The organism is Lentzea sp. NPDC059081 (assembly GCF_042738015.1).
Lineage (GTDB): Bacteria > Actinomycetota > Actinomycetes > Mycobacteriales > Pseudonocardiaceae > Lentzea.
This window is the reverse complement of record NZ_JBHYGW010000001.1, coordinates 646,641-664,109: the sequence shown is the minus strand read 5'-3', so window position 1 is coordinate 664,109 and position 17,469 is coordinate 646,641. Positions and strand designations below refer to the sequence as shown.

General features: G+C 69.2%; 15 protein-coding genes. 6 read left to right on the top strand and 9 right to left on the bottom strand.

Annotation, left to right across the window (positions count from 1 at the left end):
- Nucleotides 1-35 precede the first annotated feature (35 nt).
- Nucleotides 36-1,010 (top strand): aldo/keto reductase, encoded by a 975-nt coding sequence (locus ACFWV3_RS03045; RefSeq protein WP_382407594.1) that lies wholly within the window; start codon nt 36-38, stop codon nt 1,008-1,010.
- 82 nt (nt 1,011-1,092) lie between these two features.
- Here ACFWV3_RS03045 and ACFWV3_RS03040 read toward each other — a convergent pair whose 3' ends face one another.
- Nucleotides 1,093-1,473 (bottom strand): ester cyclase, encoded by a 381-nt coding sequence (locus ACFWV3_RS03040; protein ID WP_382407592.1) that lies wholly within the window; start codon nt 1,471-1,473, stop codon nt 1,093-1,095.
- A 340-nt stretch (nt 1,474-1,813) separates the two neighbouring features.
- On the opposite strand from ACFWV3_RS03040, the gene ACFWV3_RS03035 reads away from it, so the two are divergent.
- Together ACFWV3_RS03035 and ACFWV3_RS03030 are read left to right on the top strand one after the other, a co-directional pair.
- Nucleotides 1,814-2,281 carry a hotdog fold thioesterase gene (locus tag ACFWV3_RS03035; RefSeq protein ID WP_382407590.1) on the top strand — a complete coding sequence of 156 codons (468 nt, stop codon included), beginning with the start codon at nt 1,814-1,816 and terminating at the stop codon, nt 2,279-2,281.
- 359 nt (nt 2,282-2,640) lie between these two features.
- Nucleotides 2,641-3,438, top strand: a complete 798-nt coding sequence (locus ACFWV3_RS03030) for a helix-turn-helix domain-containing protein (RefSeq protein ID WP_382407587.1) — start codon at nt 2,641-2,643, stop codon at nt 3,436-3,438.
- Nucleotides 3,439-3,563: 125 nt separating this feature from the next.
- Here ACFWV3_RS03030 and ACFWV3_RS03025 read toward each other — a convergent pair whose 3' ends face one another.
- The 4 genes from ACFWV3_RS03025 to ACFWV3_RS03010 all read right to left on the bottom strand — a co-directional run bounded on the left by ACFWV3_RS03025 (nt 3,564) and on the right by ACFWV3_RS03010 (nt 8,519).
- Nucleotides 3,564-5,141, bottom strand: a complete 1,578-nt coding sequence (locus ACFWV3_RS03025; protein ID WP_382407585.1) for an aromatic amino acid lyase — start codon at nt 5,139-5,141, stop codon at nt 3,564-3,566.
- A 413-nt stretch (nt 5,142-5,554) separates the two neighbouring features.
- Nucleotides 5,555-5,872: a type VII secretion target gene (locus ACFWV3_RS03020; protein WP_382407583.1), complete on the bottom strand. Its 318-nt coding sequence runs from the start codon at nt 5,870-5,872 to the stop codon at nt 5,555-5,557.
- Nucleotides 5,873-5,904: 32 nt separating this feature from the next.
- On the bottom strand, nt 5,905-7,263 hold the full coding sequence (locus ACFWV3_RS03015) for an MFS transporter (RefSeq protein ID WP_382407581.1): 1,359 nt from the start codon (nt 7,261-7,263) through the stop codon (nt 5,905-5,907).
- On the bottom strand, nt 7,260-8,519 hold the full coding sequence (locus tag ACFWV3_RS03010; RefSeq protein WP_382407579.1) for an FAD-dependent oxidoreductase: 1,260 nt from the start codon (nt 8,517-8,519) through the stop codon (nt 7,260-7,262). The genes ACFWV3_RS03015 and ACFWV3_RS03010 overlap by 4 nt, the downstream gene beginning before the upstream one ends.
- Nucleotides 8,520-9,037: 518 nt before the next feature.
- Between ACFWV3_RS03010 and ACFWV3_RS03005 the strand changes: the two genes are divergently transcribed.
- Nucleotides 9,038-9,427, top strand: a complete 390-nt coding sequence (locus tag ACFWV3_RS03005; RefSeq protein ID WP_382407577.1) for a response regulator — start codon at nt 9,038-9,040, stop codon at nt 9,425-9,427.
- On the opposite strand, the gene ACFWV3_RS03000 is transcribed toward ACFWV3_RS03005, so the two are convergent.
- The 3 genes from ACFWV3_RS03000 to ACFWV3_RS02990 form a co-directional block, all read right to left on the bottom strand.
- Nucleotides 9,415-12,309: a substrate-binding domain-containing protein gene (locus tag ACFWV3_RS03000; RefSeq protein WP_382407573.1), complete on the bottom strand. Its 2,895-nt coding sequence runs from the start codon at nt 12,307-12,309 to the stop codon at nt 9,415-9,417. The genes ACFWV3_RS03005 and ACFWV3_RS03000 overlap by 13 nt on opposite strands.
- Nucleotides 12,310-12,550: 241 nt before the next feature.
- Complete coding sequence (locus ACFWV3_RS02995; RefSeq protein WP_382407571.1) at nt 12,551-12,805, bottom strand: hypothetical protein; 255 nt, start codon at nt 12,803-12,805, stop codon at nt 12,551-12,553.
- Nucleotides 12,806-13,027: 222 nt separating this feature from the next.
- Nucleotides 13,028-13,453, bottom strand: coding sequence for a cold-shock protein (locus ACFWV3_RS02990; RefSeq protein ID WP_382407569.1), 426 nt, complete (start codon nt 13,451-13,453; stop codon nt 13,028-13,030).
- 402 nt (nt 13,454-13,855) lie between these two features.
- Here ACFWV3_RS02990 and ACFWV3_RS02985 point away from each other — a divergent pair, with 402 nt between their 5' ends.
- Nucleotides 13,856-14,479, top strand: a complete 624-nt coding sequence (locus ACFWV3_RS02985) for a LuxR C-terminal-related transcriptional regulator (RefSeq protein ID WP_382407567.1) — start codon at nt 13,856-13,858, stop codon at nt 14,477-14,479.
- A 58-nt stretch (nt 14,480-14,537) separates the two neighbouring features.
- Here the strand turns inward: ACFWV3_RS02985 and ACFWV3_RS02980 are convergent, their stop codons facing one another.
- Nucleotides 14,538-15,815: an FAD-dependent oxidoreductase gene (locus ACFWV3_RS02980; RefSeq protein ID WP_382407565.1), complete on the bottom strand. Its 1,278-nt coding sequence runs from the start codon at nt 15,813-15,815 to the stop codon at nt 14,538-14,540.
- 392 nt (nt 15,816-16,207) lie between these two features.
- Between ACFWV3_RS02980 and ACFWV3_RS02975 the strand changes: the two genes are divergently transcribed.
- Entirely contained in the window at nt 16,208-17,392 is a 1,185-nt protein-coding gene (locus ACFWV3_RS02975) for a WXG100 family type VII secretion target (RefSeq protein ID WP_382407563.1), read from the top strand.
- The last annotated feature ends 77 nt before the right edge of the window (nt 17,393-17,469 follow it).

Here is a 17,469-nt window from a genome sequence, read left to right as displayed (position 1 = left end):
ACCGTTGTCCTCGCACTCACCACGAACGGAGTCCTATGAAGAAGAGAGTCCTGCCCCACACCGACATCCAGGTCTCCCGGCTCGGCCTCGGCACGGCCACGTGGGGATACGGTGGCGATGACGAGGACGCAGTCGCCCAGCTGCGTGCCTACGCCGACGCGGGTGGCACGTTGGTCGAGACCGCCAACATCTACGGCGGCGGGGAGAGCGAGAAGATCATCGGCCGGGCCCTGTCCCGGTACTTCCGCCGGGACGACTTCGTGATCGCCACGAAGGCGGGCATGGTCAACGGGATGCCGCCGTCGGCCGACGCGTCGAAGGCGCGCATGCTGTCCGAGCTGGACGCCTCGCTGCGCAGCCTGCAGGTCGACCACGTCGACCTGTGGCTGGTGCACACTTGGGACTCGCAGGTGCCCGTGCAGGAGACTCTGTCGGCCATCGACGCCGCCGTCGCCACGGGAAAGGTGCGGGCCGCGGGCATCTGCAACTACACGGGCTGGCAGACCGCGCGGGCGGTGACGATCCAGGAGCTCACCGGCGCCACCCCCATCTCGGTCACCGAGGTCGAGTACTCGCTGGTGCAGCGCGGGATCGACCGCGAGGTGAGCCGTGCGGCCGAGTCCCTCGGCATCGGCGTGCTGCCGTGGGCGCCACTCGGCAGGGGCGTCCTCACCGGGAAGTACCTGAACGGGGTCCCGGCCGAGAAGCACACCAGTGCCTTCTACCAGTGGTACGTGCGCCACTACGCCGAGGACGCGGAGCTGGCGCGGATCGTCGCGGAGGTGGCTGACTGCGCCGAGGAGCTGGCCGTGAGCCCGATCCAGGTGTCACTGGCGTGGGTGCGCGACCGGCCCGGTGTGTGCGCGCCGCTGGTCGGCGCCAGGACCGCCGGTCAGCTCGCGGAGTCGTTGTCCTCGGAGGCCCTGGAGCTGCCCACCGAGATCACCGACCGCCTCGACAAGGTCTCGGCTCCCCGACTCGGCTATCCCGAGCGCGGGCTCGACCGGTAGCTCGCGTCGCGCGTTGACGCCTGCTCGCGACCGTCCTCCGCGAGCAGACGTCGACTTCCGCTGCCGGCTGGCCAGCCGGACCTCAGCTGGCCGTCGGGACGATGCCGAGCTGCTGCGCCGCCCACAGCCCGTCCTCGTGGAGCCAGTACTCGGCGATCTTCCCGTCGGCGGTGCGGAGGATGTCCGTTCCGTGGAACGAGACCGGTCCGGCCTCGACGAGCCAGCGCAAGACGTGGAACGGTTCCTGCACGATCGGCCCCAGGTCCACGCTGAACCTCAGGCCGGGCAACATCGTCCGCGAGCCGCGCACCCACTCGACGAACGCGTCACGTCCCTCGCGATGCTGCTGCGGGCCACCGGTCAGCGGGGCGACGTGCCATCCGAAGTCCTCGTGCACGATCTTCCGGGCGAGCTCCAGGTCGCCGTTCCAGAAGTCGAGCCAGTCCTGAACGAGAGCGTTCATCCTTTGTCTCCCTGTCGGCCGGGACAGCGCCGGCCGAGGTCCGGCACGAGCTCAGGTGCGCTGTCATCGCGTTTCTGGTCGAGGGCAGCGGTCTTCGCGCCCCCGTCGGCGTTCTCGTCATCGGTGTGCCGAACGAGACGAGCTCGCCGCCCCAAGTCGTGGTCTCGCATCGTCCTCGCCTGGCGAGGTCCGATTCTGTTCATCTTCACGCCGGAACAATTCAGGCGGTGTGGTGAATTGGCCGGCCGCCGGGCGGGGGTCGGTGAAGAATGAACCCCGAGAACCTGGCGCACGTTTGAAGGGTGACCGCGTGCAACGTCTTCCAGGTTCAGGAGTTGTCGTGATGACGTACGGGAAAATCGGGTGCAATGACACCATCGGTGACCGGTTCGCTGCCGAGCGCGGAATTCTCGACCAGCAGCTCGCAGCGAAGCTGGGGATCGAGTTCAGGGAACAGGCAGGGGAACGGGTGGTGGCGACCATGCCCGTCGAAGGCAACCTCCAGCCGTTCGGTCTACTGCACGGCGGAGCGAATGCGGTGCTCGCGGAGACGGTCGGTTCCGTGGCGGCTCTTCTGAACGCGTCCGGGCGAAACGTCGTCGGGCACGAGCTGTCCTGCTCCCACCACCGGGCGGCCCGTTCCGGTGAGGTCACGGCCGTGTGCACACCGCTCCACATCGGTCGCACGTCGTCGACTTTCGACATCGTCATCACGGACGATCGCGGCAACCGCACCTGCACTGCCCGGCTGACTTGTGCCGTGATCGAACTCAGGCGGCCGGTACCGCGCTCGGTGGAGGCGGCTTGAGGCCGGCGACCGCCTCGGCTGTCGAGGAATTCACATCGAGGCGCGAGCCGCGTTGCGGATTTCGACAGGCGTGCGCTGAATCGTGCGGAAGTGGGCGTTCCCGGTCCTGGTGTGCCGCGGGTGGTCCCGGGTGGGGTGCTCCGGCATTTCGAGGTGGGTGAATTTGTTTCGATTGATGTACCGCGCCGTTTCTGTTTGTTTGCAAACTGTTCGCCGAGGCCGAAGGGACGCTCAACTTTGCACCATAGTTCCTTGACCGTTCCAAGGCGGCTGGGAACTATTGAGCCGCAAATGGGTAGTGGTGTGCCGGGTTGAGCTGGAAGAACGGCACGGCTGTGGTTGTCTGGAGAGTGGTTGCCGTGAACGCATCGCTTCAGGAACGCGCAGAATCGCCGCACGGCGCGGTGGCGAAGGCGCTGAGGATTCTCGGTGGTCTGTACGCCAGTTCGAGGCCGCTCAGCTTGGCGGAGCTGAGCCGCAACACAGGTCTGCCGAAGTCGACGGTGCACCGCCTGCTGGGACTGCTTTGCGAGCACGACGTCGTCGCCCGGAGTGCCAACGAGTACTGTCTCGCGTTCGCCTCGCCCCTGGAGCGCGCGGTTCACCACGAACCGAACTCGCTGATCTCCGTGATGAAGGAGGAGTCGGTTCCCTACCTCCTCGACCTCCACCTCGCGACCGGCGGGACCGCGACGATCAGCGTGCTGGTGGACAACTGCGTCCAGCACGTCCACGAGGTGTTCCGACACGGAGGCGCGCGCATCGAGGCCAGCCGCGTCACCCACTCCGTGGTGGAAAGCTCGCTTCGCGCGTACGACGTGGCCTCGCAGTCGGCAGGGGCGGCCGGCGTGGACTTCGCGAACGTGCGGCGTTCCGGGTCTGTGAAAGCCGTCGACAGCGGCAAGCGCCTTGTCGCGGTCGCGGTGCCCTTGTGCCACACGGGAACCATCTCGCTCTACCCGATGTCGTTGTCGATCTGCGCGAGGGTCGACCAGATCGACCAGAAGCGGGCCGAGTTCGAACTGCGTCAGAGTTCCTATGTGATGGCACGCAGGTTCCGCCGCGTGCTGTCCCAGGTGTCCTCCGGCGGGCGTCCGCTTCCGCTGAACCGCGTCGACCGGTCCGACGTCGCGGCCGCGACCGTCAGGGCGTCCTGAGGCCGGTTCCGGGACGGCGGTTCCGACGGCGAGACCGTGGCAGCGGTCGTCGTGCGGCAGGGAGCAGAACCTGCTGGACGACGACCGCTGCCACGCGCTGCGACCAGGTGCGGCGACGATCAGCACTACGACAGCACACCTGGCAGCTCGCCCGACCTGACCAGCGCGAGCACCGCCGCGATGTCGCCGTCCATGGCGCGGTCGTCGTGCACGGTGGTGACGTGATCGCGGACCAGCGCGAAAGCACGTCGGGTGAGCGGTGAAGCGTCCTCGACACCGCGGAGCTCGAGCGCCTGGCACAGGGCGAGCAGGTGGATCGCCACCACCTCCTCCACGAGCTCGACGACGCGCAGTGCGTCGCGCGCCGCGATGGCGGACATGCTGACCTTGTCCTGGTTGTGGGCTTCGGTGGACCGGGAGAAGATGCCGGCCGGTGTGCTCTGGTTGAGCGCTTCCGCGGTGATCGCCGAGCAGGCGATCTGCATGCCCTTGAAGCCGTGGTGCAGCCCCGCGCGCCATTCGTGGGGGTCGAAATCGGGGATGAGGTTCGGGGTGAGCCCGTTGTTGAACTTCTCGTCGACGACGTGTTCGAGCTGGCGGTCGAGCAGGTCGGCGATGTTCGCGGTCGCGGTCTTGAGGGAGTCCATGGCCTGCGCGATGTGACCGCCGTAGAAGTTCCCGCCACTGTGGACGGTCCCGGACCCGACGTCGAACAGCGGGTTGTCGTTGGTGGAGTTGATCTCGGTCTCCACCCAGGTCCGCGTCCAGTCCAGGGTGTCCCGCAGCACGCCGATCACGTGCGGGGCGCAGCGGATCGAGTAGCGGTCCTGCACCGACCGGTTCAGCCGGCGGTACTCGTCTCCTCCCAGGCCACCGGTGAGCGCCTCGACCTCGTGATGGTCCATCGCGAGGCTCGACCCGGTGAGGAGCCTGAAGATCGCGGCGGCCGACGACACCTGTCCCGGGTGCGGCTTGGCCTCGTGGATAAACGGCGCGAAGTGGCCGCGGTTGCCGAGGACCGCCTCGGAGGTCATCGCCGTGCACAGCTCCGCGAGCCGGACGATCTCGCCGGCGCGCAGCACGGCCATCGCCGCGAAGGCCGACGAGAAGGACGTCCCGTTGATCAGCGCCAGTCCTTCCTTCGCCTCCAGTTCGATCGGTGCCAGGTCCCGCGCTGCCAGGAAGTCCCGGGTGTGCAGCACCTCACCGCCGTGCCGCACCTGGCCCTCCCCGATCAGGGCGGACGCGACGTAGCAGAGCGGCACGAGGTCTCCGCTCGCGCCGACCGAGCCCCGCTCGGGCACGCGGGGGAGCGCGTCGTTGTCCAGGTGCCACAGCAGCCGCGACACCACCTCGGGCCTGATCCCCGAGTTGCCCCTGGCCAGGCAGTTCGCCCTGACGAGCAGCGTCGCCCGCACGACCTCGGCCGGGGCGTCGGGGCCCGTGCCGTTCACGTGGTAGCGGATGAGGTTGCGCTGCAGTTCCGCGGCCTTCACCGGTGCCACTTGACGCACCACGCTGTCACCGAAGCCAGTGCTGACCCCGTAGATCGTCTGACCGTCACGCAGCAACTTGTCCTTGAGTTCCTGCGACGCGCGCATGGCGGTCATCGATCCCTCGGACAGCACCGCCGTGTCTCCGCGAACGGACACGGCCGCGACCTCCGCGAGAGTCAGCGACTCTCCGTTCAGTTCCACGGTCATCAGTGGCATCTCCAGACCTTCGGAAACGAGTTCCGGCCGGCGGCCGGGTGTTCTCGGGAGTCGAACGCCGAACCGGTGGCGATGCAACGGAACTCACGCTCGCTGCTGACGGGGGAGCCACGGATCAGTTCCCACGGGCCGGACGCGAGCTCTCCGTGGAGGAACGCTCAACAGCACGCATAGCTCCTCCTGGATTTGGCCTGCGCTGCACTGAAAGTAGGTCGCCGCGAGTACTCACGAGCCCCGCTGTTCCGTTCCGTGGAACGAGATCTCTGGTACTCGGCTGGAGCACGGCGTCACCGACAGAGGTGTCAATCCACAATGGACACGAGAACAGGGTGCGGGCGGGCTGCTGCTCCAGGCGCGGGGAAGCGAGGAACCGCAGGACGATGTCCAAGCACCTGGCCCGGTGCTCAGACGGGCCGGGCGAGGTCCTCGGCGTTCTCCTGGTCCACCCGCTCGAAGCCGGCCGCCGCGCGGTGCACCTCGGCGGCCAGCGAGTCGACCTCCTCCACCAGACCCCGCAGGTCGTCGGCGAGTGCGGCCAGCGAGATCCGGCAGGGTGCGCCGAGCACCTGTGCCGCGAAGACGCCGAAGGCGTTCACGTTGAACCCGCACAGCCCGTCAACGGACTTGCGGACGTGCGCCAGCTCGGCCGACACCTCGGTCACCAGGCCGTCGGCGACCTTTCGCAGTTCTGCCGAATCCGCGCCGAAGACGTTCGCGGTCACCGTACGGCCCTCCGAGAGGAAGAAGCATGGGATCAGGGTGAGAGGGACTCGAGCGGCTGCCGAGCGGTCTCGACGCCGAACAGGGCCACGGTGGCACCGCCGATGAGGCAGGTCACCGCGAGCACCCCGAACACCGCGGCGATGCCCGCGCCCGTGCCGAACGCGAGCCCGGTGACGATGGGCCCCGCGATGACGCCCAGCCTCGCGAACACACCGCCGATGCTGGCGCCCGCCGCGCGGGACCGAGTGGGGTACAGCTCGGGGCCGTAGAGGTTCAGGGCGAGGTTCACCGAGAAGACGAAGAAGGCGGCCACGGAGACGAACAGCATGACCTGCGTTCCCTGCGTCGGTGCGACTGCCGCGGCCGATCCCAGCACCAAGGTCCCGCCGAGCATGCCCGTGATCAGGCCGGCCCGCCTGCCGACCAGGTCGACGGTCGTGGCGATGACGATGTTGCCGAGCAGGCCTGCGACGGTGGTGATCATGCTGTAGGTGAGGGCGGTGCTCACGTTCAGGTGGAACACGCTCGTGTAGATGGTCGGCAGCCAGGACGCGATGCCGTAGTTCACGAGGAACGAGGTGAACCACAGCACCGACACGACGAGGGTGCGGGGCAGGTACCTGCCTCGGAACAGCTCGAGCACGCTCGGGCGTTCGGCGACGGGTCCCGGGACCGACGACACGATGTCGGGGAGCATGCCGTGTTGTGCGCGAGCGGAGGCCTCCAGCAGGACGAGCACCGCTTCGGCTTCGTCGTAGCGGCCGCGCGCGGCCAGCCAGCGCGGTGACTCCGGGACCGTCCGCAGCGCCACGGCGAGCAGCACGGGCAGCGCGCCCACCGCGAACAGCGCCCTCCAGCCGTGGGCGGGCACCACCCACGTGGACACCAGGGCGGCCGCCGCCAGTCCGAAGACGAAGGTCAACTCGTAGACGAGGACGAACCGCCCGCGGGTCTTCGGGCCGATGATCTCGCTGATGTAGGTGGCCGCGACGAGCACCTCGCCGCCGATCCCGATGCCCTGCAGGAACCTGGCCAGCTGCAGCACCTCGAGGCTCGGAGCGAGCGCGGCGAACAGGCTGGTGCAGGAGTAGACCAGCACGCACGCCGTGACGACCGGTACGCGGCCGAAGCGGTCGGCGAGCTTGCCGGTGAGCAGGGCGCCGATGAGCATGCCGACGGCGCCGACGGTGATGGTGAACGTGGTGGAGACGGCGTTCAGGTGGTACTCCGCGCGCAACGCCGGCAAGGCGTACGCGATCAGGAGCTGGTCGAAGCCGTCGAAGAACGTGACCGCGCCGATGACCAGCCGGGCCCGGAGGGCCAGCCTGGACATCGGCAGCCGGTCGAGGCGAGCCGCGATCTGCGCGCCCCGGCTGTCGACAGTGGTCATGGCAGAAGCGCTCCTGGTGTGTCGAGGATCCCGAGTTGTTCCGCGGTCTTGTTGTGCACACCCGCGACGCGCTCGGCGACCTCGCGACGACGCGCGGGATCGGCCAGCCACGCGTAGTCACGGCGCACGTTCTCGTCCACCGCCGGGCCGGTCGCGGCCTGCCTCAGCGTCTGTTCGTGCGACGTCGTCAGCACGACCTCGTTCGCGGGCCTGCGCAACCGGTCGTAGTGGGACAGGCTGACCCTGCTGTCGTCCAGGTTGCGCCGCACCACCGCCGCCAGCACGTCCGCGTCGAGCATGGCCATGTTCATCCCCTGACCCAGGGTCGGGGGGACGACGTGGGCGGAGTCGCCGACCAGGCAGAGGTTGCGCTCGACGTACCGGTCCGCGTGGCTGAGGTGAACCCGGTAGAGGTGCGTGGTCCCGTCGAAGGTTCCCGGAGCGCTTTCGAGCACCGGGGCACGTTCGACGATCTCGCGCCACAGCTGGTGCGGAGCAAGAGAACGCCAGTGGTTCTCCGCGGCGACCGGGATCTGGAACGGCACCCGCACCTGCGTGCCGCCGTCGAGCGGGATGAGCATCGTGAGGCCGTCGCCGCCCACGTAGCGCACGGTGCGGCGATCGAGCTCCGGCGCTTCGGGGCGGCCGCACGTCGGCGTCAGGTAGGCGTGGTCGTAGGTGTGACGTTGGTCGAACCTGATCCCCGCGGCGGTGCGCAGCCGCGACGCGGGTCCGTCCGCGGCCACCACGATCCGGCCGAGAGCGCGGAACGGCTCGTCGCCACAGGTTCCCGTGACGCCGGCGACAGCGTCACCACTGTCGTCGAAGAGCAACGACGACACCTTGGCCCCACGTCGCACCGACACCAGGCCGTCGTGCCCGTCGATGGCCGCGTACAGCGCGCGGTGCAGGTTCGTGTGCCGCAGCACCGTCTGATGTGGATGATCCATGTCCAGCCCGGTGAAGCTCCATTCCCCGAGGAACCCGTGGACGCGGTGGTGGAAGCTCGACGCCACCACGTCGTAGCCTCCCAGCGCCCGCACGTGCGCGAGGACGCCCCACTTGTCCAGCAGCGCCAGGGAGAGCGGCTGGATGACATCGCCGCGGTTGAGCTCGGGGAAGTCTCCTGAGCGCTCCAGCAGGATCGAGGAGACGCCCAGCGCGGCGAGCGCGAGTGCCGTGCAGGCGCCACCGACCGCGCCACCGACGATCACCACGTCGGCTTCCCAGAGCGACGATCGAGCGGTGCTGCGCATGGTGGGATCTGCTTTCCTGGATGGAACGCGGCGAAGGTGGGCCGATTCGCGGATGTGCTGCCGTCGCGGACGAACGCCCGCACCGATTCACCTGTGGGCTCGAAGTCCGGTCGCTGATCACAGTCGTGCCTGGGCGACCAAGCCCACAAGGTTCCAGTACGTTCGAACGCCGGACCGTGTCCCGCCGGACATCGCCACCGGCGGCCTCGACAGCGGCAGCTCTGCCGCTGCGCGATCGAACGAACCTCGTTGAACCAAGGTGCAGAGGGCGGTCACCGGGCTTGTCGGCCCACCTTCGCCGCTCTGATGATCGGTCATCCCATCCGCGCGATAGCGGTGAACGTCGTGTGAGTCGTTCCGGACAGGAGGGGCCGATCCGTCCTGGAGTTCGAGCCGGTGGTCCTCACGGCGCTGCTGGCCCTGTCAAGGCCGGAAGCGCTGAGGGTCGTGCGAGTGCACCCCCGTTCCTTCCGTTTCGTGAGGCTGAGGGAAGAATGCGTTCTGACATACTGACGCGCATGCGGCAAGCCGGACTGGTGCTCGTGGTCGAGGACGACGACTCCGTCCGGAAGTACACCGCGGCCTCGCTGAAGCGGCTTGGCCACGAGGTTCTGCAGGCCAGTGGCGGTGCCGAGGCGATCGCGATCCTGCGGTCGCGGGCGGAGACCATCAGCGTCGTGCTGCTCGACCAGACCATGCCCGGCCTGTCCGGCGAAGACGTCCTGGACGAGATGGCGAGCGCCGGCGTGGCGGTGCCGGTGGTGCTGACGAGCGGTCACGACCGCAAGTCGATGCAGCGCCGGTTGGCGGGACGTTCCGTGGCCGGTTTCCTGCAGAAGCCGTTCCGGCTGAAGACGCTGGAGGAGACCATCTCCGCCGTGATGGAGCAGAGCGCTCAGACTTCCTGAGCCAGCACCTCGCGCACGCGTTCGAGCAGCTCGGCCTGCTGGTACGGCTTGGTGATCAGCACCTCGACGTCGAGGAACTCCTCGCTCGTGTAGCCCGACGTGTAGATCACGGCAGGAGTGGCGCCGCCGGAGCGCAGCTGCCGGACCAGTTCGGGGCCACCCATCTTCGGCATCACGACATCGGTGAGCACCAGGTCGATCGCGCTGCTGTGTGCCGTAGCACTCTGCAACGCCTCCATGCCGTCGCCCGCCTCGACCACCTCGTAGCCCGCCGACTCCAGCGAGCGCCGGGCCAATGCCCTGACCTGGGGGTCGTCCTCCACGAGGAGCACGGTGCCGACACCGCGGTGCGCGGCGGCGCGGTGCGCGGGCGGTGCGGCCGGCGCGCTGTCGCCTTCGAGGTGCGCCGGGAGGTACACCTCCACCGCGGTGCCTTCCCCCGGCGAGCTGCGCAGCTCGATCTGCCCGCCCGACTGCTGCACGATGCCGAGCACCGTGGACAGGCCGAGCCCGGTGCCCTTGCCGACCGGCTTGGTCGTGAAGTAGGGCTCGAACACCTGCGCCCGCACCTCCGCGGTCATGCCGGTGCCGGTGTCCTCGACGCTCAGCACGACGTACTGACCGGGCTGCACGCCGACGATCCCGTCCGCGTCGTCACCGGTGAGAACGCGGTTCTCCAGGGAGATCGTCAGCGTGCCGCCGGCGGGCATCGCGTCACGCGCGTTGACGGCGAGGTTGAACAGCACCTGCTCGATCTGGCCGGCGTCCGCGGACACGGGTGCCACGTCGTCCCGCACACGCAGCACCAGGTCGATGCGGTCGCCCGCCAGCGTGCGCAGGATCGAGTGGATCTCGGTCAGGCTCACCGCGAGATCCAGGACCTCCGGGTGCAGGACCTGCTGACGGGTGAACGCGAGCAGCTGCCGCGTGAGGTCGGCCGCCCGGTCACCCGCGCGCTGGATGTCCTCGATCGCCGCGCGCCGGGGATCGTCCTCGATCGTGTGCTCCAGCAGTATCTCGCTGTTGCCGTTCATGACGGTGAGGATGTTGTTGAAGTCGTGCGCGATACCACCGGTGAGCCTGCCGATGGCTTCCAGCCTCTGCGCGTGCCGTAGCTGTGCCTCGGTCTCGTCGACGCGTTCCTCCAGCCGTTCGCGTGCGTCCTTCAGCTCCTGCAGCAGCCCGATGCCGTGCAACGCGCTGCTGAGCTGCTGCTGGACGGCCTCGTAGATCCAGCCCGGCTCCGGTCCCTTCTCGAAGATCACGTAACCGAGCTGCCGCTCGTCGGTGTGCAGCGCCGCGACGAGCGCGCTGAACGGTTCGGCGCGGTGCAACGGGTACGGCGTCAGCTCCCGGATCGGGAACGGCGACTCCGGCGCGGACAGGAGCTCGCCGTTCTCGTACCGGACGAGCGCTCGCACCGTGCCCGGGCCGTCGTAGGCCATGACGTGGCAGCCGGGGATGCCGAGCCGGGGCAGTTCCTCGCTCAGCGCCTTGGTCAGTTCGTTGACGTCCCGGGACGCGAGGATCCGTTGCCCCGCCTCGCGCACCGTCTGGTCGTGGCGCTCCTGGGACAGGTAGGTGAACCGGGCGTCCGCCGCGAACGCGTCGCCGACCAGGAGCTGCACGCGCAGCCACAGGTCCTCGATGATCGCCGGGGCGGTGACATCGGCGGTCACGAACCGGCGCAGGTCCAGCAGCGGTGACCACCACCGGGCCGCGTCACCTCCCGCGCGTGCGCTGAGGCGGATGTAGTCCGCCAGCAGTTCGAGGAAGTCCGCGCCGTCGGCCTGTCCGCGGCCGACCGCCAGCAGCTCCCCGACGAGCCGCTCCGCCCATCCTTCCGGCATCGTCGCCGCGATTGGTCCGAGGGAGGCGTGCAGCCGGTCGGCGACCGTCGTCGCGGTCGTGGGCGGGGGGTGGCCCGGCAGGCCGCGCGCGGGGGCGTGGCGGCCGTGCTCGGACGGCAGGCACCCGCACGACCTGCGCACCACCAGTTCGGTCGGCATGATCTCCAGCTGGGGCGTGGGCTCGCCTTTCGCGAGCGCCAGCGCCAGTTCCGCGGCGCGGAAGCCCATCTCGTGGAACGGCGCCCGCACCGTCGTGAACGACGGCGTCGACGCGTCGATGTTCACCGTGCTCAGGACCCAGGACACCGATCCCTCGGAGATGTAGCCGAGATCGCGCGTGCGCATGTTCGTGTAGTTGTCGTACCCGACGACGGCGATGTCCGCAGGAGTGCGCAGACCCGCCGACTCCAGTGCGGACACGACCGCGATGGCGTAGTCGTCGTTGGCCGCGGCGAAGCCGTCCGGCAGTTCAACGACGCTCGCGAGCAGCTCGCGCACCGCGTTCGCCGCCGTTCCCGGTTCCCACGAGGACGAGTCGTGGGTTGTCACCAGAGCGGGGTCGAACGCGATACCGTGCTTGCGCAGCGAGTCGAGGTATCCGTGGTAACGCTCCTGGGCGCCCGCGTGGGTCCGCGGTCCTCTGGCGAACGCGATCCTGCGCTTGCCGTGCACCTCGACGAGGTGGTCGACGACCTGCTCCATACCGTGGCGGTTGTCCATGACGATGCTCGGCCACCGCGCGAGCGGGGTCTCGACGCTGACGACGGGGATGGGCGCGTACCGCCGCACGTGCTCCAGCACGCCGTCCTCGCCGGCGAGCTGCCCCAGCCGCGTGGTCCACACGACGAGGGCGTCGACGTGCTCGGGGGAGACGAGGTCGTAGACGGCGTTGGCGCGGTTCTTGTGCCGGTCCGGGTGGTGCAGCTCGCTGCCCGCGAAGCACAGCAGGTCACATCCGAGGTGCCGGGCGCCGTCGCTGACACCGCGCCACTGCTCACCCGCGAGTTCGATGAGAGGGCCGACCGTGACCATTCCGATGGTGGGACGCGATTTCCTGCCGCCGTTAGACACAGAACCCCCGCCGCTCAACGCATTCGGGGATGATACGTCCCTTGTGGGCGAACGTCAGTCCTGTCACCGGGACGTAGCAACGGGGAACCCGTGTCGTCGCTCTGCGTCACCGGTTGTGTGCCGGAGTTGGTCGCAGGTCCTCAGGTGTGCTGCCGTACGTCGATGCGCCGTCCTCACCGGACTCCGGTCGTTGCTCGCCGGGTCAGAGCGTGCCGCCGCAGAGGACGAGGAGAGACCGGGCGAGGCCCGTGGCGTGCAGCCCGAGCTTCGTCCGGTACGTGCGGAAGGTGGTGCGTTCCGCTGAGAGGTCGGCCCTGGTGTCTCCCGCGTCCAGCCGGATGCTCCTGACTTCGTCGGACAGGGCGATCCGCTCGCGGACGAGTTCGATGATCTGCATGTCGAGGTGGGCCATCCGGTCTCGGAGGTCGGCCAGCCCGACGTCGGTGGTCGCGGTCATGGCGCTCTCCACTGGGGACGGTCATCTGCCGGTGGGTTCATCCGCCGAACAGCCGACGGTGCGACCGGTGACTTCCGTTCCTCCGCACCGGTTTCGCGTTTCTCATCGTGAACCGGCGGTCTCGTGCTTTCCAGCGTGCTGCACCTTGTGCCTTCCGGTGGTGGACATCGGTGCAGTTCCGGTTTCGCCGTCGGCCTGGGCACGACGCTCACCTCCGCGCGGTCAGTCGAGTATCCATTCGTGCGACTTCGCGTACCTGACGAGCGCGGTGCGGAGCTCGACGATCTGCGCTCCCGTCAACGAGGGCACCTCGGTGAGCATGAGCTCGGTGAGCTCGGAAGCGAGCTCGGTGCGGGAGAGGGCGTCGCACATGTCCGCCTCCGGCAGGTCGGGCTGTTGTGCGGCGGAGAGCGCGGATTCGCCGGGCGCCGCCTCGTCCTCGCTCAGGACCCGGACGTCGTAGGCCTTGAGACCACGCTGACCCTCGATCATCTGGAACGCCACCCTGGTACCCGCCTCTATCGGCTTCGACCGGTCGGTCAAGCCGTTCACGTGCAGGAACACGTCCGGTTGCCCGCTCGCTCCGTCCGGTGCGATGAAGCCGAAGCCCTTCGCGTCGTCGAACCTGATGATCCGTCCGGTCAGCACGCCGTCACCTTCCGCCCGCACGTCCGCGGCCGCTTCGTCGCGGACGAGGTCAGGACAGCAAGTGGAACGGCGGGGTGCAAGGACTCCGCGGGCTGTGACGTTGCTCGGCGCGGGACGAGCGCGTCGTTCGGGCAGCGCCGGGCGTGCGTGGTCCCCGAAGTGCGGGTGCCGAGGTACCGCGGGGCAACCGCCCCGGGGTGGTGCGTCCGTACCGGAGCGGTCGTCCTGACAGGGCGGATCGGCATCCGGGCGAGGGCCGGAAGTCCGCGAGTGGTTTGCCCCCTTGTTGGGGTCGGCAGATCTTGCGGGCCTATCGGGCACGAGGCCCTGTCCTACGTTCACACCAGGTGAATGAGTGCCTACGAGGTGCGTGTGTTCGTCTGGTGGTTCAGGAGGGCAGCTATGGACAAGGTCACCGTGGTGGTTCAGGCACCCGATCAGTTGATGCAGCTCGGCGCGGAGGGCGCGTTGGCGACCCACAGCGGGATCGAGGTACTGGGGAGTGAGGAGCGCGAGCGCGCCCAGGTCGTGCTGATGGCCGTCGACACACCCCGTCCGCCCGTCATCGCCAAGCTGCGCCGTGACTACGAGGAGTTCGGCACCCCCGTCGTCCTGGTGGTGGACGACCTGAACGACAAGGACCTCCTCGCGATGGTGGAGTGCAAGGTCATGGCCGTGCTGCCGCGATCGCACGTCACTCCCGGCCGGCTGACCCACTCCGTGCTGACCGCGGCCGCTGGCGGTGCGTTGATGCCCCCCGCCCTGCTCGGGCAGCTGATCGCCCAGGTGCAGCGACTGCACCGCGAGTTCGTCGACCAGAGCGGGACGAACCTCCACGGCCTCGCCCCCAGGGAGATCGACGTGCTGAGGCTCGTCGCCGAGGGCAACGACACCGACGAGGTCGCCGCCGCGCTCGGGTACTCCGCCCGCACCATCAAGGGCGTGATCTCGGCGCTGGTGGGACGGCTCCAGTTGCGCAACCGTTCGCACGCCGTCGCCTACGCGATGAGAGCCGGCCTGATCTGACGGGTCACCCGACCGCAGGAACGGACAGCACGGGGTCGGCGTCCGTGAGCGCCTTCCTTCAGGACCGGGCACCTCGCAGCACCCGTAGCGCCGTGCCCGGCCGCAGCAGTCGTGCCGGGGAGTCGAGCAGGTTCGCGACCCGGAACAACCGCGTGCTCAGCACCGGGTCGTGCGCGGCCGCCCGGTACAGCTTGCCCAGGTACGAGCTGACGGCCCTCTTCGCCGGTGGCTGGGGGCCGAACCGCATGTCGGCGTCGGCCGCCAGCCGCCACGGCGCGTCGAGCAGTCGTGCCGCCTCGCGGAAGAACCGCGGCGCCAGGCGGTCGTCCCCGGCGGACAGGAGCCTGCGCAGCAACAGCGCCTCCATCGCCGCGACCGTCATGCCCTGCCCGTAGAGCGGGTTGAACGAGCACAACGCGTCCCCCATGACGAGGTAGCCGTCCGGGAAGGACCGCAGCCGCTCGTACCGGTACCTCCTGCTCGCGGGATAGCGCATCAACCGCGGCTCGCCGACGGGTTCGGCCGTCGACACCATCTCCGCGACGTCCGGTGCGCCGAGCCGGCGCATCCACCTGACGAGTCCGTCGTGGTCGACCGGCGGCACGGTGCCGTTGCGCCCGCTCGTCATGACGGCGAAGGTGTCTCCCTCCTGCGCGAGGACGAACGCGCCGAGCGGCCTGTCCGGATAGGACGCCAGCGCGACGCCGATCCTGCCGTCCAGGTGTCCTGCCTTCCGCCGCACCAGGTGGGTGACGTAGCAGACGTCGACGCGCACCTCGTCCCTGGTGGGAACCGGGTATCCGAGCTCGCCCAGCCAGACCGGTGTGCGCGAGCCCTGTCCCGTCGCGTCCACCACCAGGTCGGCGCGGAGAACGCCGTCGTCGAGCCGGACGCCGGTCACGCGGCCGTCGCCGGTGGCGAGACCCCGCACCGCGGTGCCGTCGCGCAGGTGGACGTTCGAGAACCCGCGCACCCGTGTCCCGAGCAGGTGCTCGAGTGCCGGCCGGCTGACGCCGAAGGCGGTCAGGCCGCAGGAAGCGGGGTGGAGCAGGTGACCGTCGAAGTACCAGCGGATGTCCGCCAGCATGTCGCCGTGCGGCGCCCCGAGCTCCCGCAGTTCGGCGTCGAAACCCGGGAACAGCTCGCCGAGGGCGGTCATGCCTCGCGCCAGCAGGCCGTGGACCTGGGCGCCTTGCGGCACTCCGCGCCTGGTCATCGCCAAGAGAGGGAGCAGATCGCGTTCCACGACGGTGACTTCGGCGAACTGTTCGCGCAGTGCGGCGGCGGCCACCAGCCCGCCGATGCCCGCTCCGAGCACCACCGCGTGGTTCCTCATCCTTTGGTGCTCCTCTTCCAGGTCGCCGGCAACAGTCGGATCGGCAGCACACCGCATTCCGCGGAAACAACAGCAGTGTGGAGTGACGGTCACAACGGTCAGCGTCGATCGTGCGTTGAACTGGTGTCCTTCGTGCAGCGAACCGAGGTGCGGTGTTATCGGGTGCAGGGAGCGGGGCACTTTGGGGAAAAGGACTACTTCGCGGTGTGAAAAGGCGTTTCCGGAACCTCGCAGTGTCCGATGTTGGTGCGCGGTTCACTTCGCTTTGCGGGTTCGTTCACGGGTGGCATGAATGATCGTCGGCACGTGCTGCCGATCGAGCGGAATCGCATGAAGATTTCGAACAAGCCGAAGGGCGACGTCCCGTCTGTCCCGTCCGGGGGTGGGTGACCGTGGGGCAGCTCGAGGTCGACTCCGGCAACTGGTCGGCCGGCGCCGGGATCTTCGACTCCGCCGGCTTCGTCGCCAAGGCCGTGCGGCGGGCTCACGAGGGTGACGTCGGTGCGGTGGCCGCTGAGCTCGGCATCGGGTCCGTCGCGCTCGCGCTGGACCTGGCGGCGACGGCCATCGACCCGTTGGGCAAGCTCGTCGCCGCCGGGCTGGGATGGCTCATCGAGCACGTCGCGTTCCTGCGCGCACCGCTCGACCTGATCGCCGGCGACCCTCCGGAGATCAAGCTGATGGCGCAGACCCTGCACCGCGACGCGCAGTCGGTGCGGCGCGCGTCCGAGGAGCTGGCCGGGCTTGTCCGGCGGGCGGAGGACTCGTGGTCGGGGGAGAGCGCGGACAGCTTCCGCTTCGCCGCCGACGAGCTGCGTGTGCGCGTCGACGCCGCCGCGGAGTCGGTCGACACCGCCGGATACCTCGTGGAGACCACGATGGCCGTGATCGCCGCGGTGCGCGCACTGGTCAGGGACATCGTCACGTCGGTGCTGGGGGACATCGTCGCGACGATGCTCATGGCGATCGCCTGTTCCTGGATCACGGCGGGCGTCTCGATCGTCGTCGGCGTGACGAAGTGCGTGCTCTCCGCCGTCGCGGCCGTGGTGCGCTCGATGGCCAAGATCGGCAAAGCGCGTGAGCTGTCCGCGCGGACCGCGTACCGGCTGCGGGAACTGCGCACCTCCTCCGCGGCACGGCCCGCGCACGCTCCGGCTCCGTCGTCGGCGCCGGCTCTGCCATCGGCTGCGGTGCGGCGGTCCTCACCGGCGGCGGCCGAGCGCGCCGTTCCGGCCGAGCCGCGCTCGTGGATCGGGGACTACGAGGTGTCGTGGATGAAGCGGCACCAGCGCTGGCTCGACGACGTCGGGCTGGCCGGCTCGCGGCAGAAGGTGCGGTTCGTCGAGCAGTGGCTGAAGAACCACCACCCCCGTCTCTTCGCCGGCGTCAAGACCGTCAGCGACGCGAAGAGCAGTTCCAACCTCGTCGGTCTGGCAGGCAAGGTCGCACTGGTCACCGGCCGGCACCTCACCGACGTCCAGGAGCAGGCGGAGGCGGCGTGGCGGCAGGCAGGCGAGCGGGCCGGGCAACCGGTACCGCCCGAGCATGCCGAGCAGCCCGCGCAGGCGGAGCGGTGACGCCGGAACGGTGACGCGGCGCGCGCTTCGACCTCGCGCGGTCCCGCCGTGCAGAGCCGAGGTTTCGTCCAGTGGGC